At 65.1% G+C, this 14077-nt stretch carries 15 protein-coding genes; 5 read left to right on the top strand and 10 right to left on the bottom strand.

What is annotated here, in order from left to right; genetic code table 11:
• Positions 1-20: 20 nt before the first annotated feature.
• Entirely contained in the window at positions 21-989 is a 969-nt protein-coding gene (ppk2, locus tag L0V05_RS19040) for a polyphosphate kinase 2 (protein WP_234873080.1), read from the bottom strand.
• Positions 990-1152: 163 nt separating this feature from the next.
• Here ppk2 and L0V05_RS19035 point away from each other — a divergent pair, with 163 nt between their 5' ends.
• Positions 1153-1812 carry a glutathione S-transferase family protein gene (locus L0V05_RS19035; RefSeq protein ID WP_234873079.1) on the top strand — a complete coding sequence of 220 codons (660 nt, stop codon included), beginning with the start codon at positions 1153-1155 and terminating at the stop codon, positions 1810-1812.
• Here the strand turns inward: L0V05_RS19035 and L0V05_RS19030 are convergent.
• Entirely contained in the window at positions 1809-2705 is an 897-nt protein-coding gene (locus tag L0V05_RS19030; RefSeq protein WP_234873078.1) for an NAD-dependent epimerase/dehydratase family protein, read from the bottom strand. The two genes, L0V05_RS19035 and L0V05_RS19030, sit on opposite strands and share 4 nt — an antisense overlap.
• A gap of 142 nt (positions 2706-2847) precedes the next feature.
• Between L0V05_RS19030 and parE the strand changes: the two genes are divergently transcribed.
• The 4 genes from parE (at position 2848) to L0V05_RS20695 (ending at position 8142) form a co-directional block, all read left to right on the top strand.
• Positions 2848-4815, top strand: a complete 1968-nt coding sequence (gene parE, locus L0V05_RS19025; protein WP_234873077.1) for a DNA topoisomerase IV subunit B — start codon at positions 2848-2850, stop codon at positions 4813-4815.
• Between the two features lie 254 nt (positions 4816-5069).
• Positions 5070-5786 (top strand): hypothetical protein, encoded by a 717-nt coding sequence (locus tag L0V05_RS19020; protein ID WP_234873076.1) that lies wholly within the window; start codon positions 5070-5072, stop codon positions 5784-5786.
• Positions 5787-6069: 283 nt separating this feature from the next.
• Positions 6070-7365, top strand: coding sequence for an alpha/beta hydrolase (locus L0V05_RS19015; protein WP_234873075.1), 1296 nt, complete (start codon positions 6070-6072; stop codon positions 7363-7365).
• Between the two features lie 153 nt (positions 7366-7518).
• Positions 7519-8142, top strand: a complete 624-nt coding sequence (locus tag L0V05_RS20695; protein WP_319937965.1) for a DUF2177 family protein — start codon at positions 7519-7521, stop codon at positions 8140-8142.
• Here L0V05_RS20695 and L0V05_RS19005 read toward each other — a convergent pair.
• The 8 genes from L0V05_RS19005 to L0V05_RS18970 form a co-directional block, all read right to left on the bottom strand.
• Positions 8139-8567: a PaaI family thioesterase gene (locus L0V05_RS19005; protein ID WP_234873074.1), complete on the bottom strand. Its 429-nt coding sequence runs from the start codon at positions 8565-8567 to the stop codon at positions 8139-8141. The genes L0V05_RS20695 and L0V05_RS19005 overlap by 4 nt on opposite strands.
• A 63-nt stretch (positions 8568-8630) precedes the next feature.
• On the bottom strand, positions 8631-10253 hold the full coding sequence (locus L0V05_RS19000; protein WP_234873073.1) for a complex I subunit 5 family protein: 1623 nt from the start codon (positions 10251-10253) through the stop codon (positions 8631-8633).
• Positions 10250-11746 carry a complex I subunit 5 family protein gene (locus L0V05_RS18995; RefSeq protein WP_234873072.1) on the bottom strand — a complete coding sequence of 499 codons (1497 nt, stop codon included), beginning with the start codon at positions 11744-11746 and terminating at the stop codon, positions 10250-10252. Before L0V05_RS18995 ends, L0V05_RS19000 begins: the two co-directional genes overlap by 4 nt.
• The gene (locus L0V05_RS18990) at positions 11746-12075 is read right to left on the bottom strand and encodes an NADH-quinone oxidoreductase subunit K (protein WP_234873071.1); all 330 of its coding nucleotides are present in this window, start codon (positions 12073-12075) and stop codon (positions 11746-11748) included. Before L0V05_RS18990 ends, L0V05_RS18995 begins: the two co-directional genes overlap by 1 nt.
• Positions 12072-13007, bottom strand: a complete 936-nt coding sequence (locus tag L0V05_RS18985; RefSeq protein ID WP_234873070.1) for an MnhB domain-containing protein — start codon at positions 13005-13007, stop codon at positions 12072-12074. The genes L0V05_RS18990 and L0V05_RS18985 overlap by 4 nt, the downstream gene beginning before the upstream one ends.
• Positions 13004-13297, bottom strand: a complete 294-nt coding sequence (locus tag L0V05_RS18980) for a monovalent cation/H(+) antiporter subunit G (RefSeq protein ID WP_234873069.1) — start codon at positions 13295-13297, stop codon at positions 13004-13006. The genes L0V05_RS18985 and L0V05_RS18980 overlap by 4 nt, the downstream gene beginning before the upstream one ends.
• Positions 13294-13569: an MrpF/PhaF family protein gene (locus L0V05_RS18975; protein WP_234873068.1), complete on the bottom strand. Its 276-nt coding sequence runs from the start codon at positions 13567-13569 to the stop codon at positions 13294-13296. Before L0V05_RS18975 ends, L0V05_RS18980 begins: the two co-directional genes overlap by 4 nt.
• A complete protein-coding gene (locus L0V05_RS18970) occupies positions 13562-14074 on the bottom strand; it encodes a Na+/H+ antiporter subunit E (RefSeq protein ID WP_234873067.1) in 513 nt (170 codons plus the stop codon). The genes L0V05_RS18975 and L0V05_RS18970 overlap by 8 nt, the downstream gene beginning before the upstream one ends.
• Between the last annotated feature and the right edge of the window lie 3 nt (positions 14075-14077).

The following is a 14077-nucleotide window of genomic DNA, read 5'->3' as shown; positions in this document are numbered from 1 at the left end:
GCACGCGGCCGCAGCCAGCGTCAGTTGCCGCGGCGCATGTCGGGAGGCGTCGCCGCCTGCAGGATATGGCCGGCCGCTCCACCGATCACCTGACTCGCCCGACCGACGATCAGCGCGTCAGGCGGCTGGACAACCGTCAGGTCCTTTTCGGGATAGTCGAGCGACGACAGGAAGTGCCGCATGCAGTTCAGTCGGGCGCGCTTTTTGTCATTCGACTTGACGATGGTCCAGGGCGCATCGGCGGTATCGGTGTAGAAGAACATCGCTTCCTTGGCCTCGGTATAGGCATCCCACCTGTCAAGACTCGCCTTGTCGATCGGCGAAAGCTTCCAGCGCTTCAAGGGATCGGTCTCGCGTGCAAGGAAGCGCTTGCGCTGTTCCTCGCGGGTCACCGAGAACCAGTACTTGTAAAGCCGGATGTCGGAGCGCACGAGCATGCGTTCGAATTCGGGCGCCTGGCGCATGAATTCCAGATATTCGGACGGCGAGCAGAAGCCCATCACACGCTCGACACCGGCGCGATTGTACCAGGAGCGGTCGTAGAACACCATTTCCCCGGCGGTCGGCAGATGCTCGATATAGCGCTGGAAGAACCACTGGCCCTTTTCCTTCTCCCCCGGCTTGGTCAGCGCCACGACGCGCGCATAGCGCGGGTTCAGATGCTCCATGTAGCGCTTGATCGTCCCGCCCTTGCCGGCGGCATCACGACCCTCGAACAGGATCACGAATTTCTGCCCCGTCTCCTGCGCCCAGATCTGGACCTTCAGCAACTCGGCCTGAAGCTTCATCTTCTCGGCTTCGTAGACCTTCACCCCCATGGGACGCGGATAGGGGTAGTGGCCGCTTTCGAAGGCCGTCCGCACCGCATCGCTCTCCAGCTTCGGAAAACTTCGCGGCGCCCCAGGCACCGCGGAATCCGGATCGTGAGCGGGCACAACGGCTGAAGTCCCCGGGGCGGCGACGGTCGTGTTGGCAGCGATGTCTTCCATGCAGCAATTCTCCTCGAACTGGAATTCGCCGAGTCTTTCGCATGGCAAAGCGGGCCACCTTGACCGATGTCAAAAAACCTTCACATGGCCTGCATTCTGAAGCCTTTCCGCAACAGGCGAGGTTGGCTAGTGTCACGGCCAAATCATTCGGAGGAACAGGACGATGCTGACCATCTATGGCTGCTACCGGTCTCGTGCGACGCGGCCCCTGTGGCTACTCAAGGAAACCGGCACGCCGTTCCGCCATATTCCAGTCATCCAGGCCTATCGTCTGGCCGATCCGGTGGCCGCCGACGCACCGCTCAACACGGCTTCCGAGGCGTTCCTGGCGATCAATCCGCAGGGACAAATTCCGGTGATGGACGACGACGGCTTCCTTCTGACGGAGTCGATGGCGATCACCCTGTACCTGGCCCGGCGCTATGGGGGCGATCTTGGCGCGCTTGACGGGATGGAGGACTCACTCTCGCTTCAATGGGCGCTGTTCGCCGCAACCTCGATCGAGGCTCCGGCGCTGGTCATCTCCTACGCCTATGCCCAGAACCGCGCCACGACTCCCGAGGGCGCGGCCGAGATTGCCAAGGCCGCAGAACAGCTTCGCCGCCCCCTCGCGCGGCTTGACGGATTCCTCGCCAATCGCACTTGGCTGGTCGGCAATCGCTTCACCGCGACGGATATCTGCGTCGCCGAATGCGTGCGCTACGCCAGCGCCCATTCGGCTCTTATGGCTGAGTTCCCGAACCTTTCGGACTGGCTGGCCCGCTGCCAGGCGCGTCCCAGATTCAAGGCGATGTGGGAGGCGCGGCTGGCCGAACCGGCCTAACCCTTCAGCGCCGCAACTGTCGTCCACGGGTGCCGTTCCCGGAATCCGAGAACCTCGCGGATCTTGCGGTTTGACAGGAACCCTTCCCGCACGTCCATGGGGCGCGACAGGGGAACGTCGGGATAGAAGCGCGCCAGAAGCTCATGTGTCGTCAGGTTCACCGAATGGCCGTCATTGGCCGCGTTGAACACCTGATAGCCCAAGCCGTCCCTCTTCAGGCAAAGATCGACGATCTGGCCCAGATCGCGCGCGTCGATGTAGCTGAAGGCGATGCGCAGACGTCTTGCCGGATCGGCGAAATAGCCAGGAAAATCGCGTTCGTACTCATGCGGCTCGATGACATTGCCGATGCGGAGCGCGTAGATGTCCGCGCCGGTGCGCCGCTGGAAGCTCCGCGCCGTGACTTCGTTTGCCTTCTTAGACATGCCATAGCTGTCCATCGGGTCGATGTCGTAATCCTCTTCGAGGGGAAGAACGCGCGGCTTGACCACTCCGTCGCTGAAGCAGACGCCGTAGGTCGTCTCGGAAGAGGCGATGATGATCTTGCGGATGCCAAGCTTCACCGCCGCCTCGATCACATTGTAGGTGCCCATGACGTTGACGCGGTAGGTTTCGACATCCGGGGCAAGCAGCAGGCGCGGAATTGCGGCGAAATGCACGACCGCGTCAAAGGTCTTTGCCCCGGTTCCAGCATCCATCTCGTCGAAACCGGCATAGGTCTGCATCGCCGAATACATCTGTCCGGCATCGGTGATATCCGCGATCAGGTCATGCACGCCCGGATGGTTGAGCGGCACCTTGTCGACATTCATCACCCGGTGCCCCTGTTGGACCAGGTAGGGCACCACATGCTTGCCTGCCTTGCCCGACCCGCCGGTGAAAAAGATGCGCATCTGGTTCCTCCTTGCCCTGATGGTCATAGCTTAGCGCGATGATGTCGCCTGTCCTACCCGGCACCGGCCCCACATCTTGCGCCCCGCCCCGCAAGAATGGTCTACTCCGTCCCCAATCCAAGAACAAAGAATCGAGCATCCCATGGCCCCCGACTCCTCTGGCGATCTCCTGTCCGGCGCGACCGAGACCTACAACGCCTCCTCGATCGAGGTGCTGGAAGGGCTGGAGCCCGTCCGCAAGCGCCCTGGCATGTATATTGGCGGCACCGATGAGCGCGCGCTGCACCACCTCGTCGCCGAGGTGCTGGACAACGCCATGGACGAGGCGGTGGCCGGCCATGCCAACCGCATCGAGGTCGAGCTTCAAGCCGACTACAGCGTGACCGTCCGCGACAATGGCCGCGGCATCCCGGTCGACCCGCATCCGAAGTTCCCCGGCAAGTCCGCGCTCGAGGTGATCCTCTGCACGCTGCACGCGGGGGGCAAGTTCTCGAACAAGGCCTATTCGACCTCCGGCGGCCTGAACGGCGTCGGCTCCTCGGTGGTGAACGCGCTCTCCGACCACATGCGGGTCGAGGTCGCCCGCAACCGAGAACTTTACGTTCAGGAATTCAGCCGCGGCAAGCCGCGCGCGCCTGTCGCCAAGGTCGGCCCGGCCCCGAACCGGCGCGGAACCACCGTGACCTTCCACCCCGACCCCGAGATCTTCGGCCATCTCCAGTTCAAGCCGGCGCGCCTGTTCAAGATGGCCCGGTCCAAGGCCTACCTGTTCTCAGGCGTCGAGATCCGCTGGAAATCGGCGATCCCGGACGGCGACATGCCGCAGGAGTCGGTCTTCCACTTTCCCGGCGGCCTCGCCGATTACCTGAACGAACAGCTGACCGGCGCCGTGACCTATGCCGACCGCCCCTTCGCCGGAAAGGTCAGCTTCGAGGAGAAGTACAACGTCCCCGGCTCAGTCGAATGGGCGATCAACTGGTCGCCGGTGCGCGACGGGTCGATCCAGTCCTATTGCAACACGGTGCCGACGCCCGAGGGTGGCACGCATGAGGCGGGGTTCTGGGCGGCGATCCTGAAGGGCATCCGCGCCTATGGGGACTTGGCCCGGAACCGCAAGGCCGAGCTCATCACCCGCGACGACATGCTGACCGGGGGCTGCGCGCTGATCTCGGTCTTCATCCGCGAGCCGTCCTTCGTCGGCCAGACCAAGGACCGGCTATCGACCGAAGAGGCCGCGCGGTGGGTCGAGAACGCCGTGCGCGACCATTTCGACAACTGGCTCGCCTCGGACACGAAATCCGCCGGGGCGATCCTCGACTTCCTCGTGCTGCGCGCCGAGGAACGCCTGCGCCGCAAGCAGGAGAAGGAGACGCAGCGCAAGACCGCCACCAAGAAGCTGCGCCTGCCCGGCAAGCTGGTCGATTGCTCGGCCACCAACCGCGAGGGGACTGAGCTGTTCATCGTCGAGGGCGACTCGGCGGGCGGCAGCGCCAAGATGGCACGCGACCGGACGAACCAGGCGCTCTTGCCGCTGCGGGGCAAGATCCTGAACGTGCTCGGCGCGGCGAGCGGAAAGATGGGCGCGAACCAGGAGATCAACGATCTCTGCCAGGCGCTTGGCGTGTCGATGGGAACGAAGTTCAACGTCGACGACCTGCGCTATGACAAGGTCATCATCATGACCGACGCCGACGTGGACGGCGCCCATATCGCCTCGCTCCTGATGACCTTCTTCTTCACCCAGATGCGGCCGATGATCGACAAGGGGCACCTCTACCTCGCCTGCCCGCCCTTGTATCGGCTGACCCAAGGGGCGAAGCGCGTCTATGTGCAAGACGACGCCGAGAAGGAGCGGATGCTGGAGGCGGGTCTGGGCGGCAAGGGCAAGATCGACGTCCAGCGCTTCAAGGGCCTGGGCGAGATGGACGCCAAGGACCTCAAGGACACCACCATGAACCCCGCGACCCGGAAACTGATCCGGGTGACGGTCCACGAGGACGAACCGGGCGAGACCGGCGATCTGGTCGAGCGGCTGATGGGCAAGAAGCCCGAACTGCGGTTCCAGTACATCTCGGAGAACGCGAGGTTTGTGGAGGAATTGGATGTTTAGCGATCTTGAGTTGCCTGTTTAATTCATACTGACAAAAAAGGAATGCTATAGAAGCTGCAAAAGGGCTCGGGATGCCAAGTGCTGAGGTTCGTGAAAACGGTTTTGGTTACCTTTACCTTGATCTGGATCGCCTTCCTATCGCTTGGCTTGCCTATAGAGGCATCATACGGAGTCCAGATCGCGAGACAATCGAACCTCGACCTCCATCGTTCTTCTTGTTCGACACTCTACATCGTGGGATTAATTCAACCATCTTGAGAGAGGGCAAGCTTGAAGGTTACCGACGTACGCACTGCATAGGCCAACTCTCGCGGCTTGAAGCCGTGTTTGCCTTTCCGAGCATTGATGATGCAAAGCGCGGAATTGGGATGTTGGGGCGATACGAACCAGAGAACCTCGTAGAGATCGCACCTTTGGACAGCACCTACCGAAGAGAGGTGTACGACATGGGGTGGGCGACTAACTTTGATGCGCTCGGCCATGACGCAGCTAGAAGATACTGGTCAGGAGAAACGTATCCGGGCGAAGACTCAGTTTCCGAGATGCTGCTTAGTGGACGATTTGCGATTCTTGGGACGAGAGTCCGAACTAAAGCCTACGAGACGGTTCTGGAGCGTGATCCTAAATCTGTTTGCCTTTTGGAAATATCTCGGCTTGCCGCATTTTTCGGCTCTGACCTCGGTATGGTTTGCCCTTGGATTAAGGGAGATGAACACGGAGCGGTTGGATACTATATTATTCGACACGATCTAGAAGAGGCGTCAAAGGTGGATTCCATGATCGTCGAAGAGATAAAGAGAAACCCATCTTTTGAAATAAACCTGCAAGCGTTGAAGCCGTTCTTTTTGCCACCGGATGATCCTGAAGGTGAAGACTACTTCAGAGTTCCAAACGTCGCCGAGCTTGGACCATTTCGCCTCGAGAAGCTTCATTTACTCATTCAAACGATCAATGGCAGCGCGGCCTTGTAGCAAGTCTTATGGTGCGCATTCATTGCACACCCCACATTCTGGGGACACCTGACCGTCGGGCGGGGTTCACCCCGCCTTTGCGCCGGTTCGGCGGGGTGAACCCCGCCCTACGTCTTGTCCCCCATGCAGCTCCATGCCTCGGCGGGAGGCGTGCGGGGCGGCTTTGCAAGCGGGCCATACCGTTGCCATATGGGCGTGTCAGACTGGGACGGCGCGGTCGGGTTGGGAGGGGCCCTGCGCCGAAAGCCGGTCCATCACCCGGCGGATTTTGGGAGGTATCGCCATGAAGCGCCTGTTCGCATCGACTTTGGTTTCGCTCGGCCTTATTTCCGGCGGCGTCCTCGCGCAAGGGGTGGATGTCCCGCCCTTCTATGCCGGCGTCCAGAGCCTGCCCGCGACCGGCAAGCTCGGCACCGTGATCGCACGCGAGGATGTGGCGACCGCGGTTCCCGGCGCGCAGGCCTGGCGGATCGCGTTCCTCTCCTCGGATGTGGGCGAGCGCCCGACGATCTCGACCGCGCTGGTCGTCGCCCCTCAGGGGGAGCCGCCCGCCGGCGGCCGTCCGATCGTGGTCTGGGCGCATGGCACCACCGGCACGGCGCAAAATTGCGGACCGTCGCAGGTGCTCAATCCGGCGCAGGACCTGAACGAGTATTTCCTGGTCGGCGGCACCTCCTGGACCGATTTCGGCATCCCCGGACTGACCGAGATGATCGTCGCGGGCTATACGGTGATCGCGCCGGATTACCAGGGGCTTGGCGGCGGCGGGACGCATCAATACGCGATCGCCGCGACGCAAGGGCGCGACGCGATCAACGCGGCGCGGGCAGTCGCTTCCATGGGCCTGTCGGGCGGGGCGAAGAAGGCCGCGATCTTTGGCTGGTCGCAGGGCGGCGGCGCCGTGCTCGGCGCGGCGAGCCTTGCGGATTATATCGGACAGACCGGCACCGCCGCCGACGGGGTGGAGTTCGTGGGCTTCGGCGCGATGGCGCCCCAGGATGTCGCCGTGCTGATCCCGCCCGATGCACTGACCGAGGCCGGGGCCGACAAGATGATCCCGGGACTCGCGCAGCAATTCTCGGACAACATCTTCAACTTCACCCATTACGCGATGAGCATGTGGGCGATGCCCGCAGCCTTTCCGGACCTGAAGCTCACCGACATCTTCACCGCCGACGGGGCCAAGGTCATCGACGAGGTGTTCAGCAAGAAATGCATGCATGCCGGGGCCGACACGCTGAACTTTGCCTATGCCGACAGCTACAAGACGCTCCTGAACCCGCAACCCGTCAACTCGCTGGCCTGGGCAAAGGCGCTGGTCGCGGCGAGTGTCGCGCCGGTCAAGCCGGTCGCGCCGGTCGTCATCTACTGGGGCACGAAGGACACTGTCATCGACCCCGTCATGGGCAAGCTCTACCAGGCGCAGATGTGCGGGCTGGGCGGCGACGTGACCCGCGTCCAGCTCGAGGGCGAGCAGAGCCACTTCACCACGCCGGGCGCCGCCACCCCGTTGCTGCTGCCGTGGCTCAAGGACCGCTTCGCCGGAACGCCGAGCCAGAACGGCTGCCCCGTCGAGTGATCTTAACGGTGACGTCATCCGTCTGAGTCCGAGCCGTAACCTAGCCTGGTCCAGCCGCTGCAGGATGAAAAGACCACCTGCATCTAGTGTGGCCGGCAGCCAGCCGTCCCCGCTTCGCCTGACATTGCCGGCCTGACCCGGCAGTGCTGCAACATGACTCAGACGCGTCCCTTCGTTCCTGCCCGCAACCAGTTTGGCCTCTGGCTGGAGGGGATACTGGTCCTTGGCCTCGTCCTGATAGCGCTGGTCACAGCGCGCCTTCGCGAGACCTTCCATCCAGGGATCGGCCTGCAACGGCTGCTAGAGGCGCAAAGCGTTTGCGCCTGTACCATCTTTTCAAAGACGGCACGCGCACTAGCTGAACAGAACCGGAGGAGAGCACGCATGTCCCTTGTCCGCCTTTACCTCGTTACGCTGGCCGTCTTCCTCGCCCTCGACGCGGCGATGCTGACCTATGTCATGCAGCCTCTGTTCAAGCGGCACATCGCCGATCTGATGGCCCCTAACTTGCAACTCGTGCCGGCAATGCTGTTCTACCTGCTCTACCCGGCGGGCATCCTGGCTCTGGTCTCGGTCACCGCGCTGCGCGACGGGGGGTCGGTCCTGCTGACGGCAGCGATCCTGGGTGCGATGGCCTATGGCACCTACGAGCTGACCAGCTGGACGATCATGAAGGGCTGGAGCCCGACGATGGTCGCCGTGGACATGGCCTGGGGCACGGTGCTGACCGCCATTGCCGCCGCAGCCGGCGTGGCGGTGGAACGGGCGTTGGCCTAGCTCCGGTCCCCCGGCGGCAGCACCATCTGGGTCTGCGTGACCAGCGCCGCGACCTTGCCATCGCCGCGCAGGATCGTCGTCTGCCAGACCTGCATGCGGCGGCCGAGGTGCAGCGGCACGGCAATGGCGCGCGCCTTGTCCCCTGCCGGGACGGCGCGGAAGAAGTTGGTCTTGCTTTCGATCGTCGTCGTCCCCTCGCCTTCCTTGAGGTTCAGGAAGGTCCCGGTCCCGCCAACAGTGTCGGCCAGCGCCATGATCGCCCCGCCATGGAGCACACCGTTGCGGTTTAAGTGGGCCGAGGTCACTTCCATCTCGGCCTCGACCTGATGCGGCTCGGCAAAGACCATCCGGATCACCAAATGCCGGGCAAAGGCCGACGGATCGCGGGCGATGGGGTGAAGCGCGTCGGGGCTGCGGTCGGTCATCTGTCGGCTCCTCGGGGATAGGCCCGGATCATTTGCCGAACGGTCAGCAACCGCAACCCCGCCTCAGGAGCCAGCCGAAAGAAGAACCGTCAGGGCAATCGCCAGCACCGCAAGCATCATGCTGGCGACCGGCCAGCGGCGAAGCCAGATGTCCGCCCGCTCGACCGCCTCACCCGCGCGGCCGACCGCCGGTGCCAGCCGGTCGGCCAGAACGACAACATCGCCCTCTGGGATCGCCGGCAGCCTGACGAAGCGCAGTGCCACCCAGACACTAGCGCCCAGCCCGATCGGCCACAGCGCTGCCCAAAGGGCCTTGGCACCAAGGCTGGCCGAAAGCGGCAGCGCGGTTGCCCAGGCGAACATGGCCCAGGGGGCGACGAAGGCAGCGACGGCAACTGCCGCCCAGGGCCACAGGATGCCGGTGGGCGGCCGCTCGGCGCCGGGCTTGGCCACTCCGCCAAGCAGGCGCAGGAAATGCAGCATCAGCACCGTGCTGCCCGCTGCCGACAGGGTTGCAAGCGTCGCCGCCAGCCCATCCCCGAACAGGGGCTTGGTCGCATACTTCGCGAGCGCCCCGCTGGTCAGCGGCAGGCCTGCGAGGCTGAGGGCCAGCAGCGTCATGGTCCCGAGCACCAGCAGGCGATGGCGTGGCCCGGTCGCCATGGCGACGCCCACGCCCAGGAACAGCGCGCCCTTCACCAGCAGATGGTGCAGCGCATAGAACCCGGCAAGCAGCGCCGTCCCCGGCGCGGCCGCCATCAACCCCGCCCCCAAGACGGCCGCCACCAAGCCCATCTGGCTGACCGTCGAATAGGCAAGCACGGTCTTCACCTGCGTTTGCGTCACCCCGACCGCCACCGCGTAGAAGGCGGTGAAGAGCCCGACCGCGACCAGCGTCGCCCCCCAGCCCGGCAGAGCCGCCTCAAGTGGCAGGAAGCGGATCAGCCCGATCACTCCGGCCTTGACGATGATCCCGCTCAACGCCGCCGATGCCGGCATCGGCGCGACCGGATGGGCCAGCGGCATCCAGACATGCAGCGGCACGAGCCCCATCTTCAGCCCGAAGCCAAGTATGAGGAGCGCGAGAGCGGGATCGCGCAACGGCGAGGAGGGGAAGAACGCCACCGCCTCGCCGATCAGCGGATTGCCGGGCGGCGCGCCGATGGCCAGCATGACGAAGCCCAACAGGATGAAGGCCTCACCGAGAAGCGCCAGAGCCATGTAGACCCGTCCCGCCCGGAGTGCCGCTGGCGATCCTTCGAAGGACACGAGACCAAAGGCGGCAAGGCTCGCGACCGAGAAGGCAAGGTAGAAGCTCGTCAGATCGGCAACCAGGAAGGTCCCGAGACTGCCGGTCAGGGTCAGCAGCCACCAGACCGCAAACCGCCCAAGCCCTGGCTGCCCGCGCATGTAGCTCGCAGCATAGGCACCCGCCGCCGCCCAGAGCAGCGCCGCGCCCCCCAGCAGCATCGCGCCCACATCGTCCAGCGCCAGCGTCAGGCGCAGGGGCGCGGGCGCCACGACGATGCTGCCTCCGCGCGCCAGGAACGCGGCCAGCAGTGCAGGAAGCGGGGCGATCGCAAGCCAGCCGGGCATCCTGCCGCGGACGGCAGGCGACAGGCAGGCCAGTGCCATCAGGAGCGGCACGACGACCGATGAGGCGATCAGCAGGCCTTGCCCCGTCATGGCATCCCTCCGCGGCCAATGCCGAGATAGTCGAGCGGCTGAAGCGGCAGGAAACCAAGCGCCACGGCGATCAGGGCCAACGTCAGAACCGCAAGCTCACGGTTCAGGGGGACAGCCTTCATCACCAACCCGGCCCGCGGTTGCGCCAGCGCGCTCCCCACCACACGAAAGACGTAGGTCGCGGCCAGGATGCCCCCGGCCAGGATCGTCGCCGCAATCCACCAGTTCGCCGTCTCGACCGCAGCGGTCAGCAGCATCAGCTTGGAGATGAACCCGCCCGCCGGCGGCAGGCCCATGAGCGACAGCCCGGCCAGGGCAAAGGCGGCGACGGTGACCGGCACGCCCTTCGCCGCACCGCCGAGGTCGGCGATGCGGTCATGGCCAAGCGCCTCTGCGATCAGCCCTGCCGCCAGGAACATCGCGGCCTTCGCAAAGGCGTGGGAAACCAGTTGCAGCACTCCGCCTGTCCAGCCGACCGAGTCCCAGGGCATTTCGGCGGCACTGCCCATGACCAGCGGGAAGACGAGGAACAGGTAGCCGACCTGGGCCACGGTCGAATAGGCGATCATCAGCTTCAGCCGCGCCTGCCTGAGCGCCATGATGCTGCAGAACAGGATGCTTGCCGCTCCAAGGCCGGCAAGCATCGCACCGGCTGCTGCCGGCAGCGGCTGCGGCGCAACATCGAACCAGAGCCGCAGGATCAGGATGAAGGGCGCCTTCACCACCAGCGCCGACAGGACGGCACTCGCCGCCGCCGGGGCCCCGGCATGGGCGGGCGGCAGCCACAGGTGCAAGGGGAAAAGCGCGGCCTTGGCCATCAGACCAACGATCATCAGGCCAAGCGCAACTGAGGTGGCCCAGTCGGCGCGGGCAACCTGATGCAGGCTCGCGATGTCCATGGTCCCATAGGCGCCATATATCAGCCCCGTGCCCATCAGGTAGAAGACCGAACCAGCCAGCGCGAATAGCAGATAGCGCAGGGCGGCGCGCAACGTATCGCGGCTGCCATCCAGACAGACCAGCGGCACGGCCGAGAAGGTCAGAAGCTCCAGCGCCACGAACAGGCTGAACAAGTCCTGCGCCAGCCAGACCGTGTTCAGCGCACTCCATAGGCCCAGAAGAAGCGTCCAGAACACGAAGGGCCGCCGCACCTCCGCCCCGTCGGGTGGAGAGGAGAAGCTGCCCCGCGCGAAAACACCGACCGAGCAGAGGATCACCGACGTCATCACCATCAGCACGGCCGACAGGCCGTCGGCCTGCAGGGCGATGCCGAGCGGTGGCCGCCAACCACCGATCAGATAGGTCACCGCTTGCCCGCTGCGCCCGACCTCGACCGCGATGGCCAGCGCCACGGCAAGCCCGGCCAGGAGCGTCGCATGGGCGATGCGCTCGGCATGGCGCAAGCCGAGGGCAAAGATGCCGAGCATCCCCACAACGGGCAACATCAGCGCGAGGACCAGCATCCATCCGCCCGGCGTCGTTGCATAGGGCATCATGGTGAAAGGTCGTCCGGCTGTTCCGGCGGGCCGTCGACGGTCGGCGCTCCACTCTCCAGCATCCGCAAGAGCAGCGCGACAGCCAGAGCGGTGGCTGCGAAAGCCACGACGATCCCCGTGATCACCATCGCTTGCGGAACCGGGTCGCCAAGGAAGCCTGCCACCGCCCCGCGCCGGGCCGCGACGCCGAAGAACAGGAAGGTGCCGCTGCCGACAAGATTAAACGAGATCACCTTGCGCAGGGGCGACGGATGCAGGATCAGGCCGAAAAGCCCGATCGCCACCAGCGCCGCCGCGCAAAGGCCGTAAAGCGTCGCGGGCGTCATTGGTCCGGCTCCTTGGCGGCGGGCCCTGCCACCATCAGACCGAGGATGACCGCGATCGACAGCGCCAGCGCTACCTCGACGGCGACGATGATCGGCTTGGCATAGCCCGGCGGATAAGACAGGAACCCGTCCGCCATCCCGAAACCGGCCAGCCCGACGGCGATGAACAGCGCCGGGCCAACCGCCACAAGCCGCCGCAGCCGCAGTGCCCGCGTCTCGGGCGGATCGCCAAGATCGGCCATCATCACCAGAAGCCACATCGCCGCCAGCACCGTTCCCCCCTGGAAGGTGCCACCCGGATGATCCGCACCGTTCCAGACGAGGTAGATGCCGATCAGCACGCCGATCGGCGGCAGCACCCGCGCCAGGAAGGTCAGCGTCCCGCTCGGGACCGCAGCTCGCAACGAGGCTGGCCGCCCGCCCCAGAACAGGTCCGGCGCCAACGCCCAGACCCCGATCAGTCCAAGGACCAGCACGACCTTCTCAAGAAGCGTATCCAGCGCGCGATAGGCCAGCAGCACAACAGTGACAGGGTTCTTCAGCCCAACGTCTTCCATGTGGGCGGCAACGGCCGGGGCGAGCGAAGGAGCAGGTTCGGGAGGCGACAGAATGACCGCTGCCAGACAGGCGCCCACGACCGCACAAAGAACGCCCACCGCGACTTGCAGCCGAAGACCGGGCAGCGCCCCATCTGCTTCGACCGGCAGAAGCCGCGCGCAGGCGCGCAGCAGGACGAGGCCCGTCGCCCCGCCACCGACGGCCGCCTCGGTCAGCGCCACGTCCACGGCCAACAGGCGCATCCAGACCAGCGACAGCAGCAGGCCAAGCACGATGAAGGCGATCACCGCGTCGCGGCGGTCGCGGGCAAGGATCGTCCAGACGGCAGCCGTCAGGATCAGCAGGACCATGACAAGATCGACGGCAAGGCTCATCGCTCTCCCCCGCCCCGCCGCGCAAATTCGGCGATAAGCTGGCTTGCCGTGGCACCGCCCAGTTGCACCAGCGCCCAGATCGCAACAAGCTTCAGCGCCGAGACAATATCGGGGCATTGCGGCAAGAGGCCCAGAACGATCAGCCCCAGCCCCAGATTGTCGGCCTTGGTCAGGGCATGAAGGCGCGTCAGCGTGTCGGGAAATCGCAGGAGGCCAACCGTCCCGGCCAGGAAGAAGAAGAGCCCGCCCGAGACCGCGACAATGGTGAAGAGGTCGAGAAGCAGGCTCATTCCTCGCCCCCGCGCCGTTTCGATCCGGGCTCGCCGAGCGTCAGGGCCACCGCGGCAAAAGCCGCGAGCAAGGCCAGGGTCAGGGCAATGTCGAGCACCGCCGTCATGTCCCCCGCGATAGCGACAAGGACCGCGATGGCCCCGCCCCCTGTACCAAGCAGCTGCGCCGCCATCATCCGATCGGCGGGCGACGGCCCCCAGAGCATTCGCGCCAGCCCCAGCCCAGTCAGGACAAGCACGATCGCGGCGGCGGCAAAAAGGAACTCAGCCATGCGAGCCCTTCCCCGTGCCCCGACGGAACCGCGCCTCTTCCAGGGCCAGCTGATGCGTGACCGGCTGGTCGACGTCGAGGCAGTGAATGAGAAGCGCCCCGTCCGCATCCTCGCCGACCGGCAATGTGCCCGGCTGCAGGCTCATCAGCGCGCGGAACGCGTCCCGCTCCAATCCAGGCGGAATGTCTGTGCGGTAAGCGACAATCCCTGGCCGAAGCGGCATGGCCGGTGACAGCGCGCGTCGTGCAACATCAAGACCGGCGATCAGCGACTGTCCCGGAAGGCGCACCAGCACCGCAAGAAGGGCAGACAGCGAAAGTGTCTGCCCGAATGGCGGCAACAGCCAAAGGCTGACCCAGCAGGCCAACGCCGCAGCGGGCAACCCTGCAACAAGATTGGCCGGGGCCGGGCCGATCAAAATGCCCCAGAGCAGCAAGAACAGCAGGAAACGCACGACAGTCCCCGGCACGGCCGCACGGGTTGTGCTTCTGCCTGACGCTGCCACCCC

Origin of the sequence: Alitabrizicola rongguiensis (genome assembly GCF_021491355.1) — a bacterium.
In the GTDB taxonomy this organism is placed as follows: domain Bacteria; phylum Pseudomonadota; class Alphaproteobacteria; order Rhodobacterales; family Rhodobacteraceae; genus Aliitabrizicola; species Aliitabrizicola rongguiensis.
Note: the sequence above shows the minus strand (reverse complement) of the source record. Positions and strands in the feature narration are given on the sequence as shown.

Excerpts from the sequence above, each read along its gene's own strand:
- ppk2 (WP_234873080.1), bottom strand. The coding sequence starts at position 989 with ATGGAAGACATCGCTGCCAACACGACCGTCGCCGCCCCGGGGACTTCA.
- L0V05_RS19035 (WP_234873079.1), top strand. The coding sequence starts at position 1,153 with ATGCTGACCATCTATGGCTGCTACCGGTCTCGTGCGACGCGGCCCCTG.
- L0V05_RS18975 (WP_234873068.1), bottom strand. The coding sequence starts at position 13,569 with ATGGCTGAGTTCCTTTTTGCCGCCGCCGCGATCGTGCTTGTCCTGACT.
- L0V05_RS19000 (WP_234873073.1), bottom strand. The coding sequence starts at position 10,253 with ATGACGGGGCAAGGCCTGCTGATCGCCTCATCGGTCGTCGTGCCGCTC.
- L0V05_RS18995 (WP_234873072.1), bottom strand. The coding sequence starts at position 11,746 with ATGCCCTATGCAACGACGCCGGGCGGATGGATGCTGGTCCTCGCGCTG.
- L0V05_RS19005 (WP_234873074.1), bottom strand. The coding sequence starts at position 8,567 with ATGACCGACCGCAGCCCCGACGCGCTTCACCCCATCGCCCGCGATCCG.
- L0V05_RS18980 (WP_234873069.1), bottom strand. The coding sequence starts at position 13,297 with ATGAGCCTGCTTCTCGACCTCTTCACCATTGTCGCGGTCTCGGGCGGG.
- L0V05_RS18990 (WP_234873071.1), bottom strand. The coding sequence starts at position 12,075 with ATGACGCCCGCGACGCTTTACGGCCTTTGCGCGGCGGCGCTGGTGGCG.
- parE (WP_234873077.1), top strand. The coding sequence starts at position 2,848 with ATGGCCCCCGACTCCTCTGGCGATCTCCTGTCCGGCGCGACCGAGACC.
- L0V05_RS19030 (WP_234873078.1), bottom strand. The coding sequence starts at position 2,705 with ATGCGCATCTTTTTCACCGGCGGGTCGGGCAAGGCAGGCAAGCATGTG.
- L0V05_RS18985 (WP_234873070.1), bottom strand. The coding sequence starts at position 13,007 with ATGAGCCTTGCCGTCGATCTTGTCATGGTCCTGCTGATCCTGACGGCT.
- L0V05_RS20695 (WP_319937965.1), top strand. The coding sequence starts at position 7,519 with ATGACTCAGACGCGTCCCTTCGTTCCTGCCCGCAACCAGTTTGGCCTC.
- L0V05_RS19015 (WP_234873075.1), top strand. The coding sequence starts at position 6,070 with ATGAAGCGCCTGTTCGCATCGACTTTGGTTTCGCTCGGCCTTATTTCC.